At 48.8% G+C, this 19,861-nt stretch carries 22 protein-coding genes and 1 riboswitch; of the genes, 10 read left to right on the top strand and 12 right to left on the bottom strand.

Going from position 1 to position 19,861, the window contains the following annotated elements:
• Positions 1-10: 10 nt before the first annotated feature.
• Positions 11-1,483, bottom strand: a complete 1,473-nt coding sequence (gene pdxR, locus IEV89_RS03710; RefSeq protein WP_188471315.1) for a MocR-like pyridoxine biosynthesis transcription factor PdxR — start codon at positions 1,481-1,483, stop codon at positions 11-13.
• Between the two features lie 116 nt (positions 1,484-1,599).
• On the opposite strand from pdxR, the gene IEV89_RS03715 reads away from it, so the two are divergent.
• Both IEV89_RS03715 and IEV89_RS03720 read left to right on the top strand, forming a co-directional pair.
• Positions 1,600-2,058 carry a GNAT family N-acetyltransferase gene (locus tag IEV89_RS03715; RefSeq protein ID WP_188470575.1) on the top strand — a complete coding sequence of 153 codons (459 nt, stop codon included), beginning with the start codon at positions 1,600-1,602 and terminating at the stop codon, positions 2,056-2,058.
• A 293-nt stretch (positions 2,059-2,351) separates the two neighbouring features.
• Positions 2,352-2,915, top strand: a complete 564-nt coding sequence (locus IEV89_RS03720) for an Ail/Lom family outer membrane beta-barrel protein (RefSeq protein WP_188470577.1) — start codon at positions 2,352-2,354, stop codon at positions 2,913-2,915.
• A gap of 181 nt (positions 2,916-3,096) precedes the next feature.
• Here IEV89_RS03720 and IEV89_RS03725 read toward each other — a convergent pair whose 3' ends face one another.
• The 4 genes from IEV89_RS03725 to IEV89_RS03740 form a co-directional block, all read right to left on the bottom strand.
• Positions 3,097-3,492: a VOC family protein gene (locus IEV89_RS03725; RefSeq protein ID WP_188470579.1), complete on the bottom strand. Its 396-nt coding sequence runs from the start codon at positions 3,490-3,492 to the stop codon at positions 3,097-3,099.
• A 141-nt stretch (positions 3,493-3,633) separates the two neighbouring features.
• Positions 3,634-4,914 (bottom strand): phosphopyruvate hydratase, encoded by a 1,281-nt coding sequence (gene eno, locus IEV89_RS03730; protein ID WP_188470581.1) that lies wholly within the window; start codon positions 4,912-4,914, stop codon positions 3,634-3,636.
• 23 nt (positions 4,915-4,937) lie between these two features.
• Positions 4,938-5,354, bottom strand: a complete 417-nt coding sequence (locus tag IEV89_RS03735) for an adenine nucleotide alpha hydrolase family protein (protein ID WP_188470583.1) — start codon at positions 5,352-5,354, stop codon at positions 4,938-4,940.
• 3 nt (positions 5,355-5,357) lie between these two features.
• A complete protein-coding gene (locus IEV89_RS03740; RefSeq protein WP_188470585.1) occupies positions 5,358-5,675 on the bottom strand; it encodes a hypothetical protein in 318 nt (105 codons plus the stop codon).
• A 103-nt stretch (positions 5,676-5,778) separates the two neighbouring features.
• A riboswitch (Fluoride riboswitch) is annotated at positions 5,779-5,853 on the bottom strand.
• A gap of 153 nt (positions 5,854-6,006) precedes the next feature.
• On the opposite strand from IEV89_RS03740, the gene IEV89_RS03745 reads away from it, so the two are divergent.
• The 3 genes from IEV89_RS03745 to IEV89_RS03755 all read left to right on the top strand — a co-directional run bounded on the left by IEV89_RS03745 (position 6,007) and on the right by IEV89_RS03755 (position 8,295).
• Entirely contained in the window at positions 6,007-6,237 is a 231-nt protein-coding gene (locus tag IEV89_RS03745; RefSeq protein ID WP_188470587.1) for a hypothetical protein, read from the top strand.
• Between the two features lie 775 nt (positions 6,238-7,012).
• Complete coding sequence (locus IEV89_RS03750) at positions 7,013-7,291, top strand: YrhK family protein (RefSeq protein ID WP_188470589.1); 279 nt, start codon at positions 7,013-7,015, stop codon at positions 7,289-7,291.
• A gap of 98 nt (positions 7,292-7,389) precedes the next feature.
• A complete protein-coding gene (locus IEV89_RS03755) occupies positions 7,390-8,295 on the top strand; it encodes a manganese-dependent inorganic pyrophosphatase (RefSeq protein ID WP_188470591.1) in 906 nt (301 codons plus the stop codon).
• A gap of 192 nt (positions 8,296-8,487) precedes the next feature.
• On the opposite strand, the gene IEV89_RS03760 is transcribed toward IEV89_RS03755, so the two are convergent.
• The 4 genes from IEV89_RS03760 to IEV89_RS03775 form a co-directional block, all read right to left on the bottom strand.
• Positions 8,488-8,649 (bottom strand): hypothetical protein, encoded by a 162-nt coding sequence (locus IEV89_RS03760; RefSeq protein ID WP_188470593.1) that lies wholly within the window; start codon positions 8,647-8,649, stop codon positions 8,488-8,490.
• Positions 8,650-8,941: 292 nt separating this feature from the next.
• Positions 8,942-9,271, bottom strand: coding sequence for a DUF1493 family protein (locus IEV89_RS03765; RefSeq protein ID WP_188470595.1), 330 nt, complete (start codon positions 9,269-9,271; stop codon positions 8,942-8,944).
• Positions 9,265-9,708, bottom strand: coding sequence for an STM2901 family protein (locus tag IEV89_RS03770; protein WP_188470597.1), 444 nt, complete (start codon positions 9,706-9,708; stop codon positions 9,265-9,267). Before IEV89_RS03770 ends, IEV89_RS03765 begins: the two co-directional genes overlap by 7 nt.
• Before the next feature lie 10 nt (positions 9,709-9,718).
• Complete coding sequence (locus tag IEV89_RS03775) at positions 9,719-10,204, bottom strand: Hcp family type VI secretion system effector (protein WP_188470599.1); 486 nt, start codon at positions 10,202-10,204, stop codon at positions 9,719-9,721.
• Between the two features lie 501 nt (positions 10,205-10,705).
• Between IEV89_RS03775 and wrbA the strand changes: the two genes are divergently transcribed.
• Positions 10,706-11,326: an NAD(P)H:quinone oxidoreductase gene (wrbA, locus tag IEV89_RS03780; protein ID WP_188470601.1), complete on the top strand. Its 621-nt coding sequence runs from the start codon at positions 10,706-10,708 to the stop codon at positions 11,324-11,326.
• 62 nt (positions 11,327-11,388) lie between these two features.
• Here the strand turns inward: wrbA and fusA are convergent, their stop codons facing one another.
• Positions 11,389-13,494: an elongation factor G gene (gene fusA, locus IEV89_RS03785; protein WP_188470603.1), complete on the bottom strand. Its 2,106-nt coding sequence runs from the start codon at positions 13,492-13,494 to the stop codon at positions 11,389-11,391.
• Positions 13,495-13,708: 214 nt separating this feature from the next.
• Between fusA and IEV89_RS03790 the strand changes: the two genes are divergently transcribed.
• The gene (locus IEV89_RS03790) at positions 13,709-14,062 is read left to right on the top strand and encodes an ArsR/SmtB family transcription factor (RefSeq protein WP_188470604.1); all 354 of its coding nucleotides are present in this window, start codon (positions 13,709-13,711) and stop codon (positions 14,060-14,062) included.
• On the opposite strand, the gene IEV89_RS03795 is transcribed toward IEV89_RS03790, so the two are convergent.
• Entirely contained in the window at positions 14,059-14,976 is a 918-nt protein-coding gene (locus IEV89_RS03795; protein WP_229746384.1) for a LysR family transcriptional regulator, read from the bottom strand. The two genes, IEV89_RS03790 and IEV89_RS03795, sit on opposite strands and share 4 nt — an antisense overlap.
• A 150-nt stretch (positions 14,977-15,126) precedes the next feature.
• On the opposite strand from IEV89_RS03795, the gene IEV89_RS03800 reads away from it, so the two are divergent.
• Positions 15,127-15,684 carry a chromate transporter gene (locus IEV89_RS03800; RefSeq protein WP_188471321.1) on the top strand — a complete coding sequence of 186 codons (558 nt, stop codon included), beginning with the start codon at positions 15,127-15,129 and terminating at the stop codon, positions 15,682-15,684.
• The gene (locus IEV89_RS03805; RefSeq protein ID WP_373283347.1) at positions 15,684-16,202 is read left to right on the top strand and encodes a chromate transporter; all 519 of its coding nucleotides are present in this window, start codon (positions 15,684-15,686) and stop codon (positions 16,200-16,202) included. Before IEV89_RS03800 ends, IEV89_RS03805 begins: the two co-directional genes overlap by 1 nt.
• Before the next feature lie 126 nt (positions 16,203-16,328).
• Here IEV89_RS03805 and IEV89_RS03810 read toward each other — a convergent pair whose 3' ends face one another.
• Positions 16,329-17,012, bottom strand: coding sequence for an O-methyltransferase (locus IEV89_RS03810; RefSeq protein ID WP_188470606.1), 684 nt, complete (start codon positions 17,010-17,012; stop codon positions 16,329-16,331).
• A 436-nt stretch (positions 17,013-17,448) separates the two neighbouring features.
• Between IEV89_RS03810 and IEV89_RS03815 the strand changes: the two genes are divergently transcribed.
• A complete protein-coding gene (locus tag IEV89_RS03815) occupies positions 17,449-19,566 on the top strand; it encodes a TonB-dependent siderophore receptor (protein ID WP_188470608.1) in 2,118 nt (705 codons plus the stop codon).
• The last annotated feature ends 295 nt before the right edge of the window (positions 19,567-19,861 follow it).

The raw sequence follows: 19,861 nt of genomic DNA on the forward strand, positions 1-19,861 counted from the left end.
CCGGTCATGTTTAGGCGATTATTTGGGCCAGCGTTTTTATCCCTGCCACCAGTTCTGACGGTGAATGTGCTGCAAAACCTAACAAGATGGCCTGGTCTGTGGGCCTTGTTTGACAGTAGCGAGAAAGAGGTTGCGCGCCTAAACCCACTTGACGACATTTATCTATAATGTCCTGTTCATTAAGACTGTCCGATAACCAACAAACAATATGAATCCCTGAGTCCGTTGGTTCAACCCTAATACTTGCCGGGAGATAGCACTGTATCGCTTCAATCACCACGCGTTGACGTTCATAGCACGCTTTTCGGACCCGCCTGACATGACGTGCGTAATGCCCTTCAGAAATGAAGGCAGCAAGCGTGGCCTGTTCTAAATAAGAGGTCCGTGTATCCGCATAATATTTAGCGACTTTAAATGACTCAATGAGTTTATTCGGTATAACGAGAAAGCCTAAGCGAAATTCGGGAAACATCATTTTCGAGAAAGACCCAGCATAAATCACTCGGTGTTGTGTATCTAACCCCTGAAGCGCCTGTATCGGTGGCGCGGTATATCTGAACTCACTATTATAGTCATCTTCAAAAATCCAGGTCTTATTTTCAGCAGCCCAATCAAGTAAAGCCATCCGCCTTGATAAGCTCAATGTTCCTCCAAGAGGGAATTGATGGGACGGTGAGGTGAATATCATTTTTGCATTTGGCCAATGTTTGATGCCGTAGGCAATATCCATACCGAACTTATCACTGATCACAGGGCAAATTTTTGCCCCCATAGCAGTAAAGACACCTAACGCACCATCATAACCGGGTTCATCTAACCAAACCTCATCATCTTTTTGCAACAGAACTTGTGCTGCAAGATTCATTGCCTGCTGCGTTCCATTAACAATAACTATTTGTTTTTCATTACAATTTAAACCTCGCGTGGTTCGAACATAGTCAGCAATTGCCAACCTTAGTGGTCGAAACCCTAAAGGTTCATTTAGTTTCCAGTCCTGATCACGAAACTGACGCCAGATTCGACCTAACAGGCGTCCCCAAAGCTCATGTGGAAATAAATCAGTGCAACCTACGCCAATATTGAATGTCAGATTATGCCCTTTGTAAGGCGAGGATTTACGCCAGTTTGAGAGCATTACCTTCATATTCGGATTGATATTAAGATCTGCATTTTTATCATCAACATGGTGTTGATGCGGTATAGGCCGTATATGAATCATTTCATCAGGAATAATGGCTGAGACATAGGTTCCCGACCCTTTTTTTGTCATGAGATAGCCTTCATCAACCAAACGTTCGAAACCCGATATGACAGAGTTTCTGGAAATTGACATCATTTCAGAAAAGGTTCTGCTGGAAGGGAGTTTCGTTCCTGATTTCAGTTGACCATTCAGTATCAGTTCTTTTAGAACCTGATGGAACTGCTCTTTAATCTTTCCTTTTTTCAGCAATAAGCCTGGAAAGCTGGCACCGTTCTTTTTTATCACTAAAGTGGATCCATAAAAATCAAACAAAGTGTCCCTTATGCTAACCCACCTTAAGGGCTATGATCCAACTACAAAACGATTTTATCTTTTACTCGTCAATATAATAGGTTGATATGATTAATAAAAAACTCACTATCTCAGTAACCCCGATACAAGAAGATGATTACTCAGCGTGGCTGCCCTACTGGTTAAGTTACCAGCAATTTTATCACGTTGAATTGCCAGAAAAGACAACGTTAGAAACATGGAAACGCTTCTTGAATACAGATATCCCCCTATATTGTGCAGTTGCCAGAGAAGGCCAGGTCATTGTTGGCTTCGTGCACTATGTTTTTCACGGCTCAACCTGGGGCATAAATGATTTTTGTTATTTAGAAGACTTGTTTGTTGATCCAAAAATAAGAGGGAAGCATGTTGGGAAATATCTGATTGAATATGTTCAACTGCAGGCACAAGAGCGTCAATGTGCTCGATTATACTGGCATACTCAGGAAAGCAACCTGACCGCTCAGAGACTCTACAACTGGATCGCAGAGAAACCCGGCGTCATTGAATATAGGATGTCACTCTGAATAGCTGTTGCTGAAAATTATTCTTCACGTCATTCTTTGCAAATACAAATCTCCAGCCGGAGTTTACGTCACCATTACAAAAATAAGCATAAAAACGAGGTATGTTTTTTCCGCATGCCTCATTTTTTCCATTTCATTTATCAGTCAACACGCCTCTTAATTAAATAATATTCACATCGGATTAATCATAGATAAAATAATTTAATCAACGGGTGATTTATCTTCAGAAAACTAATATTGACAGCCATAAAAATGATGCTATATTTTTTTATTTTTACTAAAAGGATGAAGTAATGAAAAGGTTATTAATCACCTCTGCGTTAGTTGCCACTATTGGTTTTAGCTCTTTTGCACAAGCAGATAATCACACCGTTTCTTTAGGCTATGCTTATGGAAAAGCAGACGATGTCAAGCTAAAAGGTGTTGATGTTAAATACCGTTATGAATGGGATAGCCCAGTCAGCGTGATTGCCTCTTTCACCTATATGAAAGATAACATAAGTGATAGCATGGTTAATGGGTTTGAGGCTAATGGCTATATTGATCAGTCAGTAGATGTGAAATATTACTCACTGGCAGCGGGCCCAGCTTACCGTATCAATGATTATATTAGTGCTTATGCTTTGGTTGGTGTAAGCCATAGTAAAATAGATAGCAATCTATATTATAGTGGCAATAACTACCGGGAAAACGATAATACCAGCTCTACCAATCTGTCTTACAGTGCGGGTGTGCAAGTAAATCCAATTGCGCAGATGGTCATTGATGTGGCTTACCAAGGCTCAAAAATCAAGGGCTTTAATGATTACAGCACGAATATGAACGGTATTGTGGTCGGTCTTGGTTATCGCTTCTGATAATAAATGACCCTGGCCTTATGTCGGCAGGTTCCTTTACATGATGTTAGCCGGATAGCATGCTTTTAATGGTGTTATCCGGCTATGTCACTAATAGTTTGGTATACCTATGTATTACAAGGAATTACATAGAGAAGTATTGCCTCAATGACTGAAAAACAGCCTCTCGGCGGTGGTCAGGTTAATTGTTCTGATAGAGATCCCAACGGTTGCCGTAGATATCTTCAAAAACCACGACGGTTCCGTACTCTTCCTGCCGCGGCTCTTCGCAGAAGTGCACCCCTTTCTCTTTCATCGCGTTGTAGTCGCGCCAGAAATCATCGGTCTGTAAAAACAAGAAAACTCTTCCGCCGCACTGATCGCCGATAAAGTCTTTCTGTCTTTCATTTGAGGCTCTGGCCAGAAGGATATGACAGTCACTCAAAGGGTTAGGCGTCACGACCACCCAGCGCTTGCCTGGCTGGGGTGTGTCTTCAACCAAGGTGAAGCCGAGTTTGTCCGTATAATATTCAATGGCGCGATCATAATCATCAACCACCACCGCGATATAGCCCATGCCTCTTTTCTGTGTTCTCAACACTTTTCTCCTTTAATGATATGCCAATGTCATGCATCCCGAAGAAGATACCGCAACTGACTCATCGTCATCATGAAAACTGTCATCACACGCTTGCAACTAACCCTGACATCAGCATCAGAGTTAGTCGCATAGTTGACGTTATTTAAACGCAGACTTCCCGGCAAAACGTGCTGATGCACCCAGCTCATCCTCAATTCTCATCAGCTGGTTATATTTTTCGATGCGCTCACCGCGGCACGGCGCGCCCGTTTTGAGGTGACCGGCACGCATTGCGACCGTCATATCGGCAATAAAGCTGTCCACGGTCTCACCGCTGCGGTGTGAGATGAAAGCGCCCCAGTTGTTATCATGGCAGAGCTGGACGGCGTCAAATGTCTCACTCAGAGAACCAATTTGATTGAGCTTGATCAGCGCAGCATTGGCGAGATTTTCATCAATGCCGCGTTGTATATACTTCACGTTGGTCACAAATAGATCGTCACCCACTAATTCAACCTGCTCGCCTAATGCATCATGGAGAATTTTCCACCCAGCCCAGTCATCCTCAGCCAGACCATCTTCAATCAAGGCGATCGGAAAATCGTTAACCAACGTCTGATAGTAATCGGTCATCTCTTGCGAAGTTAGTTCGGTATTTTCGGTACGCAGGTGATATTTACCCTCACGGTAAAACTCACTGGAGGCGGGATCCATGCAGATGACAATGTCTTCGCCGGGCCGATACCCGGCATTCTCTATGGCTTGAACAATCAGCTCAAGCGGCTCACGGTTTGATGAGACAACCGGCGCGAAACCACCTTCATCTCCGACGCCAGCGGACAGACCTTTTTCCAACAGAACCTGACGCAGTGACTGGTAGACTTCGCTACCCCAGCGCACCGCTTCTCTAAAGGTCGGTGCTCCGTAGGGAGCAATCATGAACTCCTGGAAATCAGCGCCCTGCCCACGGGCGTGAACGCCCCCGTTGATGATGTTCATACAGGGCACGGGCAGCAGATTAGCCCCGATACCGCCGAGATAACGATACAACGGCGTATGAGATAGCTGAGCCGCAAGCCGCGATACGGCTAATGAGACGCCCAGAATGGCATTGGCCCCCAGACGCGCTTTGTTATCCGTGCCGTCCAGGCTAATCATGATGTTATCAATGCCGCGCTGATCGCGTACATCATGTCCTTTCAAGCTGTCATTGATTTCAGTGTTAACACTTTCAATGGCATTGAGAACGCCTTTTCCTCCAAAGCGCGCTTTGTCACCATCACGCCGCTCTATCGCCTCGCGCGAACCCGTGCTGGCTCCAGAAGGCACCGAGGCTCTTGCTGTGGTACCACATTCGGTCATGACGTCGACTTCAACGGTCGGATTTCCGCGTGAGTCAAGAATTTCACGGGCAACGATTTTTTCAATAATAAAGCTCATATAAACCTCAAATATCAGTGAGTTCAGATATGTTTAATCAACACATCGACGGTAAGGTGATTGATAAATTCAATAGAATGAGAAGAGAGCATCCCGAACAACCTGTTTTTATGCCCCATAATGACCAAGTCAATCCCGGCCTCAGTGACGTAGGCTTCAACATCCTTAAAACGATGAATCGTGACGATCTCTTTAACATCAACAGGAAAGCTCACGGAATCCACCAGCCGGCTTAGCATCTCTTTTGCCGCAATAACTTCGGCTGACTGGCGATCTTTCGTTAAGGCATCAGAGGCAATATCTAACTCCCCATAATCCGCAGTGAGGTGTCCAAGGGTGATCGCCGTGCCTTGTTCATTGAAACCCTGAACCCCCTCGAGCAGAAACTGACCATCGGTTTCATCGTTGAGTAACAAGAGAGCATGTTTATAAATTTGCATTGGTTACCTCGAACACGTTGAGACAGCGCCCATCAGCCACGGCGATAGCGCCTTTTCCCTGCTCAAAGCAGTGATAAAGGACAGCCACGACAGGTGGAGGGCATTATTTTCTGAGGAATGTAACGTTGATTTTTTCTTAAAAATGTCGCTGACAGCCAACATTGCGATCTCAAGATCACAGTGTTGCAAAATAAAGGCGATTTCAGGAGTGATGTCACCGGGGCAGAATGGCATTACAGGGCCATTTACTCCGTAGGCCGCGACAAATGTGCAGCAAATACGGCTACTGTCGGAGTGTCGAGGGCCATAAACAGAGATCATAGCCCCCCCTCTGACAGGTCAGATGAGCATAAAACAGAGGATAAATAAGAAATTTTTTTCATAAGAATACCTGACATACGTGCCTAAGGAGAAAAGCAAAAAATGTATATCAGGCGTCATCATCCGAACTGGGCAGTCCGGCGGTTGGGAAAGGTGGAACACCATCACCTTGTTAAAGACTATAGGTCAAGATTTCTACTGGCGCAATGAAAGTTCTGCACTGCCCTCGTCCAGGGTGAATAACCGGATACTCAGAACATGCATTTTCAGAACTCATGTGCCGCCATGACGACCTCCGTTTGGCAGCAACCCGTGTCCCATGCGATGCAATATGAAGGGAGATGAGTCCAACGTTGTGCTCGACAGCCGAGCAGCAGGCATGTGGCTCAATGCTGCCGCTGCGACCAAGATATACCCCGCAAAATCATCACCCGCGATGCTTACAGTGACACGCTTTATCGCTTATTTTCTATTTATTATCATGGTATTAAATATATCAAAAAACATTCACAAGATTGCATGTATAAATATTGTGGTCGCCAATAAAAAAAGTATTCTTTGACGATTGAGGGAAAGGTTAATTACCGAAGGCCATGAGTCATACATTAAAAACCCTCATCGCTTTATGACACGGTAGTAAAAACGACATACACGTTTATTGCCTTATTATAATCCGTCGTTTCTACATTCATTATGACACCACCACAATTAAGCCTATTGGTATCATTACTAAAGAAACCATTATCTACATTTTCTTCAAGGAGTGTGCACTCAGTTTCCCAATACTTACCTTTTACCATTTCAGAATAACCAGGATCGAAAAATGGAAATGTAGTCCCGAAAGCGCATATAACGCCGAATACAAACAACACGCCTAATGACAGCCGCCACATCAACATACTCATCTCCTGAATTATCTGGCAACCCAATGGCGGCGTTTATGACGCACTGTTTATCTAAGGCTGAAACCCTGATAGCTAAACGCCCACCGTACCGCAAAAGCATCAAATGTCCATCACTCAATATTCCCTACCCCTTGTAAAGGCGCGCTCCATTTTACTTTATTGGTCGTATATGTTTAGTATGGTTCCCACTAGTTTCTAGTATGCGCTTTAATTTTATGGCTTGATCATCCGTTCTCCATATCTTCCAGACCTGGTGAATTCAAAGGGGTTATAGACCTCCTTGACACCACTCATTCATCATTTTTTTAATGCGTGAATACCTTCACCAGATGAGTGCATCACTCCAATTCTCCATCTATGTATGTCAAGGAAAAGAGGCTGCATGATAACCCACGGCTTCGTATAGAACGCGACAGTCCAGAAGGAACCATTATGTTAAAAAACAGCGTTGTTTTTTCTGTAGTAGGCGAACATATTGTCATTCAGCACCGCTATGAAGCATTAGGCGCGCTGAATGACGTTCTTATTGCTCTATGGTTTCTGATTGGGAGCATATTTTTCCTCTATGACCTCTTAATGATTGATGGCACTTGGCTTTTTATTGCCGGCAGTGCACAGCTCATGATGAAACCAGCCATCAAACTCGCAGGGCTTATCCATATTAGAAGTATTTACCGCAAAATGCAGAATGCGCCTGCTGATTCTCCCTAAGAGGCGAAGACTCTGCGGCCAACCGAGTAGGTCTGATGTACACTCTACTCAGCTTGAAAGGCATGCATTCTTTCGTAAACCATCACAATGAGGTCATCATGATATTTGTTTTCGGGCACCTGAATCCTGACAGCGACACAGTTTGCAGCGCGTTAATTGCCGCTGATTGGCTTAATACGCAGGGGCGACCGGCGCGTGCCTTCAGGCTCGGGGAAATAAACCCGGAAACACGCTTTATTCTCACAGCGGCTGGCGTGGAAGCTCCGCCGTTACTGGAGGAAAGCCTGGTAGATAAAGACGTCTGGCTGGTGGACTTTAGCGAATTTGAGCAAGGCCCGGCGTCGCTTCCTCACAGCAATATTTTGGGGATTGTCGACCATCATCGGCTGGGCACTGTCACCACTCGCAACCCCGCTGAAGTCTGGGTTCAGCCGCTGGGAAGCTGCGCTACACTGCTGTGGCAGTTGATCACCCGCGAAACGGATCAGAAAATCACCGCGTCTCAGGCCACGCTAATGCTTGGCGCACTGCTCAGTGATACTGTCGCCCTCACCTCGCCGACCACGACACCGGTGGATATCAAAGCTGCTGACCTGTTGTTTGCCATCAGCCAGCAGGATCGTGAAACCTTCATCAGCGGTCTGCTGGCGGCGAAAACCGATCTGGCAGGCATGAGCCCGGAGACACTGATCAATAAAGACGCAAAAAATTATCATATTGCAGGTCTGGACGTTCTGCTGGCGCAAATCGAAGTCAGCAGTTTTACCCAGACAGAGTCGCTTTTGCCCCAGTTGATCGCCGCGATGGACCACCAATGCAACAAGAACGCGCTGGACCTATTTGCGCTGATCATCACCGACATCAGCACTAAAAACTCAGTGATCTATTTCTCGCAAAATACGCTGTTCGACTCCGCGTCCGTCCCACTGCCTGGCATGCTCAGCCGTAAGAAAGAGGTTCTGCCGTGGCTAACGACAACGTTGGAAAAATATCAAGGCGCGTAACCTGCAATGAAAAGTGAGAGGAATATCCGTAGGGATTTTAAATGAGGACGACACTCACTCTTTACTATTTCGTCGATATTCAGCGCTGGCATTCAGCGCTGAAATAATGAAATAAATAGAAATAATAAGGTATTTACATTCCAAAATAGGTACTCAAAGGCGCGGTAGCCCGGTATTTTAGTCGACCACAGGCTATAACATCATCGCCAGAAATGAACCCAATAGTGCCAGTAAACTCGCAAAAACAGCATGCATTCCTCGTAATAAAGCAGCAAAAACCACCATCCCCAGAGAAGCAACGGAAACAACTACCCGCGACGGGTTTTCAATGATATATCCCAAAAAAGCGTCCATTATCTCTTATTCCTGATGATGACATTTCACTATATTGCGGGAGCTTACCATGTGCCGATATCAGCCCGTTTTTCTCTTTACAGGACATTACTTAAAAGACGGCATTATTGGCTGGGAAACATATCGCCGGATGAGTATGAATACCGACGTCAGTCATGTGCCTAAACCAGTGTCCGGTTTTAGTTAACCTTTACATAGTGGAGTGCCGCAGAGACTGTAGACAAATCTGACCTATATTTTGAGCAGCGAAGGAGTCTATCGGCACACCACGTTGGCAGTCTGTTTGTTTGAGTCAGTCATAGAGCCACTTACCCGCCCTTGCACTCTGTGCCAACATCCTGAGCGTCAGCGGTTGAGGTTCATCATCACCGCCACAGGTGCACAGCGCAAATAAGATAAACGTCTCTTCAGGCCAATACTTTTCAAATGCGAAGCCAGCAGGATCAACGTTGAAACGCTCGAAATACTCCCGCATGATGTCAGCACCTGTTTCACTTGCCCATACATAGCGACCCGTTGAAAGGCTAGTGTCAATCGTGACAGGAATCTGTTTCTTTGAGAACAATACAGGCTTGTTGAATCGCTGGTTGTACCAGCCTATGACATCCTCATTGTTTACCATAGTTTGTCGTTCCCCCTCGCTATGGTGTTGTATTTAGTTGTGGCCTTGTAGGCAATCTGCGAGACATCAGAAGCAATAATGATAATCCCCAGGATGGGAATCCAGCGACCGACAAAAGCACCAAGGTTTGTCACATAGCTGAACTTAAGCCTTTTGATGCTTCCCGTTGTCAGTGTCGGCAATCGTCGGGTTTCAATGTCGAGATAATACCTCAACTGTGAGCTAAGCGGTGATGTTCCCTTTGTTGCCGTTCCGGGTTTGGTGCGTGTTCCTATCGTTGGTTGACCTAACAGAATCAGGCCAATAGTCAGGAAATCATCAGCACCAAAATGTTCCGCGGTAGTGTCTAAGAAAATCCAGAACAGTAATGCACCTGATGACAGGTTAGAGTATCCCCGATAAAAATACGTTCCGTTTAGTTCTTCAACTGTATCCATGTCGTAGCACCTATCCGGTTATACGTTCATTCCATGCGTCACTATATTGAATGTTACCATCAAGGTAATGCCACGTGATTTTGTCATAGCGAATCTGAACCTGTTCAAGATGCCCCACGTTTATAACCGTCTTGGTGTCGTGCATCATCGGGGTCACTGATACGATTTTCACATTTTCGAGCAGCATGTTGTAATACTCGACTTCCTGTCCTGCATCGTTGATGCGATACCATTTGAATTCTGCTGATTTCAGACTCTGACCAGTGGCAACAGCTTTAAAAAGGTACGGTGAAGAGGAATCAAATTCTTTCTCAAAAATTAGTGCACCGTGAACACGTGTACCCGTTAGTTTTCCTGTGTTGCCATCTGTTGGAATGTAGAGATTATGGCTGAATGAAGTAATTTCTATAGCGTGCTCGCGGTCTTTGACGTCCACTGAACCTTTAATCAAAGCACCACCATCATCTTTCAACCATAAATACGCAGGTATTGCCATTTTCAATCTCCTTATTGAAATTATGGAGATAAATTATTCACACAAGACCCACGCAATAACAAGAAAACTTCATTAATCTGGCTTATCGTAATTTATGTTTATCTAAGCACCAAGAGTCATAACACTAACGCCCTTCCTGAACATTTTCTTCACGTCTTCGATTGCCGTATCGATGTCAGCACGGGAAATCCTGTCAAAATTCTCTACAATGATTAAAGAGCCTGCGGGAATTACCTTAGAAATAACATTGTCGAACATGCGTCTAAATGCAGCACCTTCGGCTTTATCTTTTGGTGAAACCCTGACTTTCCCTTGTCCACATAACGATGCTCAGGCGTCATGTAGTATTCGTCCTGATGATTAGCCTAGAAGCTATCTATCAGCTGCGGTTGCCGCCGTAGGCTATCATCTGAGTCCTCTTCTTGGTTGACCAGCGAATAAACGAAACGAGCAATTTCATAGTGTGGACTACCTAAATTTACGAGATTAGGAGAATAATACATGTCAGAAGAAAAACGTGGTAGGACAAGAATACTGGTACTTTATCATTCCATGTACGGCCATATTGAAACGATGGCGCAGAGCATCGCAGAAGGGGCTCGCAGCGTAGCCGGTGTAGACGTTACCGTGAAGCGTGTGCCTGAAACCATGGATGCAGAGGCTTTCAAAGCCGCAGGCGGCAAAACGGAACAGTCCGCTCCGGTGGCTTCGGTAGCAGAACTTGCCGATTACGATGCCATCATCCTCGGCACCCCAACCCGCTTTGGTAATATGACCGGGCAAATGCGTAATTTCCTCGATCAGACCGGCGGTCTGTGGGCAAAAGGCGCACTGGCAGGTAAAGTCGCCAGCGTATTTAGCTCAACAGGCACCGGTGGCGGTCAGGAAATGACCATTACCTCAACCTGGACCACCCTCGCGCACCACGGCATGATCATTGTGCCTATCGGTTATACCACGCCGGAATTATTCGATATTTCCCAGGTTCGCGGCGGCACACCTTACGGTGCAACGACCATCGCCGGCGGTGATGGTTCACGCCAGCCAAGTGCAGAAGAACTGCGAATTGCTCATCATCAGGGCAAACATGTCGCGACCATCACCAGTAAACTGGTGAGTTAAGCTGAAGGGAAAAAGAGAAAAGGCGCAAATTTTTGCGCCTTTTGATTACCTTAATTTATTGATCACTTGCCACGTGAAGCGATAATACTTTCAGCGACATTGCGCGGTGCCTCGGCATAATGGTTGAACTCCATGCTGTAGGTTGCACGGCCTTGCGACATAGATCGTAAGGTGGTCGAGTAACCAAACATCTCGGAGAGCGGCACTTCGGCTTTAATGATTTTTCCGCCGCCGCCCGCGATCTCTTCCATGCCCTGTACCGTCCCGCGGCGTGAGGATAAGTCCCCCATGACGCTGCCCGCATAGTCTTCCGGGGTTTCCACTTCGACCCGCATCATTGGCTCCAGGATCACCGGGCTGGCAAGCCGTGCGGCCTCTTTAAAACCGAAGATTGCCGCCATTTTGAATGCCATTTCCGAGGAATCCACCTCATGATACGAACCGAACGTGAGGGTGACTTTAACGTCAACCACCGGATAGCCAGCCAGAATGCCATTGTTCAGCGCTTCCACTACGCCCTTCTCAACTGCCGGAATGAATTCACGCGGAACCACACCGCCTTTGGTGGCATCAACAAAAGCAAAACCTTTGCCCGCTTCCTGCGGTTCCAGCGTAAAGACCACATGGCCGTACTGACCTTTACCGCCAGATTGACGCACAAACTTACCGTCCACGTCAGTCACCGTTTTACGTACCGTTTCGCGATAGGTAACCTGCGGTTTGCCGATGTTCGCTTCCACCCCGAACTCACGTTTCATGCGGTCAACGATGATTTCCAGATGCAACTCGCCCATCCCGGAAATAATTGTCTGGCCGGACTCCTCGTCAGTACGGATGCGAAATGAGGGATCTTCCGAAGCCAACCGCGATAGCGCAATACCCATTTTCTCCTGATCGGCCTGGGTTTTTGGCTCGATGGCCTGCGAAATCACCGGTTCCGGGAACTCCATGCGTACCAGCGTGATGATGTCAGACGGATCGCACAGCGTTTCCCCCGTGGTCACATCTTTCAGCCCCACACAGGCCGCAATATCTCCGGCGCGGATTTCATCAATCTCGATGCGATCGTTGGCATGCATCTGCACGATACGGCCAATACGCTCTTTCTTACCGCGCACCGGGTTGTACACACTGTCGCCTTTTTTCAGCACGCCGGAATAAACACGTACAAACGTCAACTGGCCCACGTACGGATCTGTCATCAGTTTGAACGCCAGCGCCGAGAACTTCTCATTGTCATCAGAATGACGAAATACTTCGTTGTCGTCTTCATCCGTGCCCGCCACCGGAGGAATATCCAGCGGTGATGGCATCAGTTCGATCACCGCATCGAGCATGCGCTGTACGCCTTTATTCTTGAAGGCGCTGCCACACAGCATCGGCTGAATTTCGCCGGCAATCGTACGGATGCGTAGGCCCTGAGTGATCTCATCCTCAGACAGTTCACCCTGTTCAAGATATTTGTCCATCAGCGCTTCGCTGGCTTCCGCCGCCGCCGAGACCATTTTCTCGCGCCACTCTTGTGCCAGTGACTGAAGCTCAGGCGGAACGGCGGCATAGCTAAAGGTCATGCCTTGCGTGGCATCATCCCAGTAAATTGCCCGCATTTTGCGTAAATCCACCACGCCGGTGAAATGCTCTTCGCTGCCAATAGGAATGACAATCGGTACCGGATTGGCTTTCAGGCGATCGACCATCATCTGACGAACGCGGAAAAAATCAGCGCCCGCACGGTCCATTTTATTGACGAAGGCTAAGCGCGGCACTTTGTATTTATTGGCCTGCCGCCAGACGGTTTCCGACTGGGGCTGCACGCCGCCGACCGAGTCATACACCATCACCGCGCCGTCGAGCACGCGCATGGATCGCTCCACTTCAATGGTGAAATCAACGTGTCCAGGTGTGTCGATAATATTAATGCGGTGAGAATCAAACGTGTGATCCATACCCTGCCAGAAGCAGGTCACCGCAGCGGAAGTGATCGTAATTCCGCGCTCCTGCTCCTGCACCATCCAGTCCGTGGTCGCGCCGCCGTCATGCACTTCACCCAGCTTGTGATTCATGCCAGTGTAAAAAAGAATACGCTCAGTAGTGGTGGTTTTACCGGCGTCGATGTGTGCTGAGATACCAATGTTACGGTAGCGCTCGATGGGGGTTTGGCGAGCCATATAACGTCCTTACGTGATGGATGGCAAAGGTGACAATCTAATCAGTACCGATTTCTTGTCATTTCATTTTACGGAACACATAATACAACGGTACGTGTATAGTCGTACAATAATTTTATCTATCGCTGAAATCGGCGCGCTGTAAACGAAAGCGGGTATAGGCTATATTGCGCGGCCAATCCCGCAGCAAGATGAAAGATTTGAGGAAAGTTTGATGATAGCCAATCACCCTGAACGCGAGCAGATCCGCCTCGAAAATGTGCTGACGGCATTAGGAAATCCGTTACGGCTGGCCGTCATCCGTACGCTGGCAAAAGGCGGTGAGCACCCTTGCGGTACCCTGTTGCAAGGCCTGTCGAAATCGACGCTCACTCACCACTGGCGTGTGCTACGCGAGAGCGGCGTGATCTGGCAACGCCCGGACGGCCGCGCTAATTTACTGTCACTGCGCCGCGAAGACCTCGACACCCGTTTCCCCGGCCTGCTTGACTCCCTGCTTAACGCCATTGAATCGGACGGCATCACGCTGGAATCCACTCAGAAGCACATCTCCGAGCAGCATCTTTAGTTTCCGGCCAATTGTGACGTAACCAGTTGGCAAAACGTATTAATGATAGACGATGCGTGACTATCTCCGCGCCGCGCCAAATATAAGGGCGCGCTGAGCTGAGTCGCTGCATCCAGCGGTAGGAACACCACACCCTCCCCGCCCAGTCGAGTCATGGACTCCGGCACAATAGATATGCCCAATCCTGCGCCAACCAAACTCAGACAGGAGGTTAAGCGCGGTGCTTCTTGCACGATATGCGGACTGAACCCTGCGCGGACATACGCGGCAAGTATGGCATCGTACAGCCCTTGCCCGGCCCGCCGCCGGTACAATACAAAGGGTTCATTGCTCAGATCTTCCAGTTTCAGAAGCTGACCGGTCCGTTGCAATGCCAGTCGGTGCCCGGCCGGCACGGCCACCCACATGGGTTCCTCCAGTACCTTTTCCATCTCTAACTCTGGCATCTCTTTAACCGACATCCGCACAAACGCCACATCCAACTGCCCGGCCACTACCGCGGCCAACAACTCGCCGCTCCCGCTTTCCTCAAGCTGCGTGCTGACCGAAGGGAATATTTCACGATAACGGCGCAGCAGTGCAGGCACAAAGGTGTGCAAAGCCGCCGAACTGGTGAAGCCGATACGGATGCGCCCCTGTTCGCCAAGTGCAGCACGTTGCATGGCGGCACTCAGTTGTTCGGCCCGTGCCAGCAGCGCACGGGCTTCCTGTAATAACACTTCACCGGCATCGGTTGTTACCACGCCGCGCGGTAAACGTCGCAACAGCGGCACACCGAAATCCTGCTCCAGCCCCTGTAATAAGCGGCTCAGCGGCGGTTGTTGAATAAATAACAGCTCGGCTGCCCTGGTAATACTCCCGGCCTCCACCACGGTCACAAAAGCCTTAAGCCGCTTTAGCTCGATCATTGCCATACTTTCAAGGTATCCATTGTAGCTAATAAATGCATTAGACATCATGGCACATCCACGCGCATGATCCTTAACGAAATTTGTGCCTTTGGCATTGCCGAATGACATTCGTGGGAGAACGTGAGAATGACAGAAGAAATACGGGAAGTGACCATGTTGAACCCTGGCGATCAAACAGCACCAAGACCGGATTGCCGACAACTCTTTATGGGGTTTTTTGTTCTGGGCCTGACCGGCTTTGGCGGCGTGCTACCCATGGCAAGACATATGCTGGTGGAGAAACAGCGCTGGTTGTCAGTCGGTCAGTTCACCGAACTGCTGGGGCTCTGCCAGTTCCTGCCGGGTGGCAATATCATTAACTTGTCGGTCGCCTTGGGGATGGAGTTTCGCGGGTTGCGCGGCGCGCTGTCGGCGTTGCTGGGTCTCATTCTGGCCCCGACGATTTGCGTCGTGCTGCTCGGTTTAGTCTACGCACGCTATCAGAATGAACCGCTGGTAGAACATTTGTTTGCCGGAATGGCGGCGGCCGCGGCTGGCTTATTGCTCTCGACCGGCATCAAAATGCTGGCACCGCTGTGGGGAAAATGGCTGCAACTGTTACTGGTCACCGCTGGCGTGTTGGCTATCGCCGTATTTCGCGTACCTATGTTGCCGGTCATGTTGGTGCTGGCACCCATCAGTATTTTCATCTGCGCCAAGAGTCAATTCTGATGGCCATTTTAATATCTCTTGCCCTACTGTTCACCGAGCTGTCTTTACTGGCCTTTGGCGGCGGCAATACTATTTTACCCGAGATGCAGCGCGCCGTGGTCGATGTGCATCACTGGATGAGCGCACAGGAATTCAGCGCCCTGTTTGCGCTAGCGCAGGCAGCACCCGGTCCGAATATGATGATTGTGCCGCTAATAGGCTGGCAGATCGCCGGATGGTCAGGGCTGCTGGTGTCCTCGCTGGCGAAGTTCGGCCCATCATCGATCGTGACGCTGATCGTGATGGGCGGCTGGCGACGCTATAAAGACAGGCCGTGGCGGCAGGTTATTCAGCGCGGACTCGTGCCGGTGACCGTCGGGTTGGTGGTGTCGAGCGGATTGCTGATCGCCAACGCATCGGCAACGTCGCTAATGTTCGGTGGAGTGATCGTCCTGTGTACCTTGCTGGCGATGAATAAACGTATTCATCCTCTGTGGGTACTGGCGGTGGGGGCATTGCTGGGGCTAATGCTGGGTTGATAAAAAAAGCGGGCCGGTTTGCTGGCCACTGCACAGAAAGTGACCAGCAAACCGACGTCGGGCATGTCACATGACAGTAAGTCCCCGTTACGAAATTGGCTTCGGGATCTCGCGCTAAAAACGGTTTTAACCGATTACCCGCGCCAGCACAAAACCGTCCCAGCCTTTACTGCCAACGGTTTGCAATGCAGTCGCCGTCAAACGCGGTTCCCGCTCAATCATCTCAATAAAGCGACGCACACCCTGAACACGAGCATCATCGCTGTTTGGATCCACCACTGCTCCGTTACGCACTACATTATCTCCGATGATTAACGTCCCCGTCTTAGACAGCTTTAGCGCCCACGCCAAATAGAGCGGATTGCTGGGTTTATCGGCATCAATAAAGATCAGATCAAAGGGGGCTTCAGCCTCGAGTAACGGCAGAGTGTCAGACGCCGCACCCACGTGCAGCGTGATTTTGTCCTGTAAACCGGCCAGCAGGATATTCGCCTGTGCGATTTTGGCATGATGCGGATCGGCTTCCAGTGTCACGACGGAGCCACCGTCAGGTATCGCCCGCGCCAGCCAGAGGGTGCTGTATGCGCCCAGAGTGCCGATTTCCAGCACTTTATGTGCACCGATCATTTGTGCAAAAAATGCCAGTAACTTTCCCTGATTCGGGGCGACGTCGTGCGCGGGCAATCCCCCTTCGCGGTTATTTTCGAGTACCTGCTCTAAAATGGGGTCATCTTCAATTAAATGGCTGACCAGATAATTATCGACCTGCGTCCATTTCTCACTGTATTGCGCTGGGCTTAGCTGGCTCATTCGTTCTCCCAAGAGTGAATCTGTTTTATTTTGCAAAACTCACTATTAAAGCTAATCCCTTCCTGACGATTTGCTCATGTTTTTCACTGAATATCTCATCCATCACGCCGTGACATCAGCATTGATGCCACGTTACCCGAGATCCTCTTGCTCATGTTAAAACCATAAAAACCATAAAAACCATTAATTTCATGCGGATAAATCTTTTCACACGTCACGTTTTTTGAATAAACATTACCTGCATTTATAAAATAACAATGATAATAGTTATCATTATGCTTACCATTACCATGGAGGTCCTAAAAATACCTTTTATCACTGGCGGGGTTTTCTACGTGAAAACCGTTGGCGTTCGGGATTCGTTTTAGAGACGTCATACGCCCAGTCAATGAATTCATCACTCATTTCTATTTTGAAATTTATAGGGACTTTGAACATGTCGTTGGCCTTGCCTCTGAAGCGCTCGGTACTGTTTTGTGCCGTCACTCTGACGTTTCCTGCTGCCTCTTTGGCGGAAGAAGCCGTAGTTGTCACCTCAGCGCCGGTGCAAACCGCCGATACGCCAACTCAGGGGTATAGTGCGAAAACCAGCCGGACTGCCACCAAGAGTGATCAGCCGATAATTACTACGGGTCAGGCCGTATCTGTCGTCACGCGCCAGCAGATGGACGACCAGAACGCCACCACCGTCAACGCGGCACTAAACTATACGCCGGGCGTATTCACCAATTTTGCCGGTGGCGCAACGCGCTATGACACTATCTCGCTGCGCGGTTTCCACGGCGGTGACGTCAATAATACCTTCCTCGATGGCCTGCGTATTCTGAGCGATGGCGGTAGCTACAATGCCATTCAGGTTGACCCATGGTTCCTTGAACGTATCGATGTGATCAAAGGGCCTTCATCAGCGCTGTATGGTCAAAGTATTCCAGGTGGACTGGTGATGGAAACCACCAAACACCCACAGTTTAGGGAAGAAGGTCATTTCCGCCTTTCCGGTGGTACGCAAAATACCCAAGGCGGCGCATTCGACTACACCAACGCCATCAATGACCAGTGGGCGTTCCGCCTGACGGGAATGACCCGCAGCAGCGACACACAGTACGATCATCAGCGTGAAGAGCGTTACGCGATTTCCCCGCAGTTGATGTGGCAGCCGGATGAAAATACCTCGTTGTTATTACGCGCCTATCTGCAAAAAGATCCCTCCGGTGGTTATCACGCTGCCGTGCCTGCCGACGGTAGCTTGTACGGGAACAAACTGAGTCGCGGTTTCTTTGACGGCGAGTCGTCGCTCAACCAGTTCAAGCGCTGGGAGCAAATCTACAGTTACGAATTCCGCCACGCTTTCAACGACATGTGGTCTTTCCGTCAGAACGCCAGCTATACGCACTCCAACACCGAGTTGGACCAGGTTTATCAGGCGGGCTGGAATGCAGACCGAACCCTGATGAACCGCTACTATTCCGGTGAAACCTCCTCGCTTGATAGCGTCGCCATCGATAACCAGTTGGAAGCCGATTTTGCTACCGGCGACCTGGAACATAACGTGGTGGTAGGTTTCGATTACGCCTACTTTATGAATGATCTGAAATCCCTGGCGGCGACGGCCAGCACGCTTAACCCTTACACTGGCTACACCGGTGGGTCGGATCTGGCTTATTACAGCAATAAAACCGGCAAAAATCGTTATGAGCAAATGGGCACCTATTTACAAGATGATATGGTGTGGAATCAATGGCACCTGACGCTTTCCGGCCGCTACGATACCCTGAAAACCAAAACGGCGGCCGTAGACAGTATTGCTCTGACCGATGTCACCACTGAGCGTACTGACCGCCACTTCAACAGTCGCGCCTCATTGCTGTATGCGTTTGAAAACGGCATCTCTCCTTACGTCAGTTACAGCCAGGCCATGACCCCTTCAGCCCTGCCAGGTCCGAACAACACCTTGCTCAAACCCATGCAGAGCGAGCAGTACGAAGCGGGGATCAAATACCAACCCGTCGGAACGTCAGACCTCTATACCGCAGCGTTATATGACCTGACTCAGAATGACGTGGGTAATCGTGTGGTCGTGGGTAGCTACTATGAGCCAGCGGGGAAAGTGCGTTCGCAGGGCCTTGAGCTGGAAGCCAAGAAACAGGTTACAGAACGCTTCAACGTAATGGCCGGTTATACGTACAACAAAGTGCGCCTGGAAGACGCGACGGAGAACAACGGCAACACGCCATACGTGACACCAAAGCAAATGGCCTCTATCTGGGGCCAATATAAGACGCCAGTCGGTGTGGATCTGGGTGCGGGTGTGCGTTATATCGGTACCCAATGGGCTGATAACGAAAATACCCAGCCTATGCCTTCCGCCACCCTAGTCGATGCTTCAGTACGCATGAATCTGGCGCCGTTTAACCCGCAGCTGAAAGGCGCGTATGTACAACTGAATGCCAATAACCTGTTCGACAAAAAGTATGTCGCCGCCTGTTACGGCACCAGTTACTGCTACTGGGGTCAGGAACGTACTGTGGTGGCGACCCTCGGTTACGATTTCTGATCGACATTTCATCGTTTAAAATGCAAAACCGGCAAATTTGCCGGTTTTTTCAGCGGAAATGTAAAAAATCGGTGATGAATGGAGAAAAAATGCCGTCTCTTGCGGGAACTTCTCACACTTTCTGAGAAAGCTTTGGCCTGTTTGAAATAAATCCTTATAATTAGCGGCCCAGAAATGTGATTAGTTACACATATTGATTCCCTCTCAACCTTATGTGTCTCTACAATACTCATCCGGTTGTTTAACGCCGGGTTACAACCTGATAACAACTGCCGGTGTGGCAATAACAACCAAC

Origin of the sequence: Hafnia psychrotolerans (assembly GCF_014639435.1) — a bacterium.
Classification (GTDB): Bacteria; Pseudomonadota; Gammaproteobacteria; order Enterobacterales; family Enterobacteriaceae; genus Ewingella; species Ewingella psychrotolerans.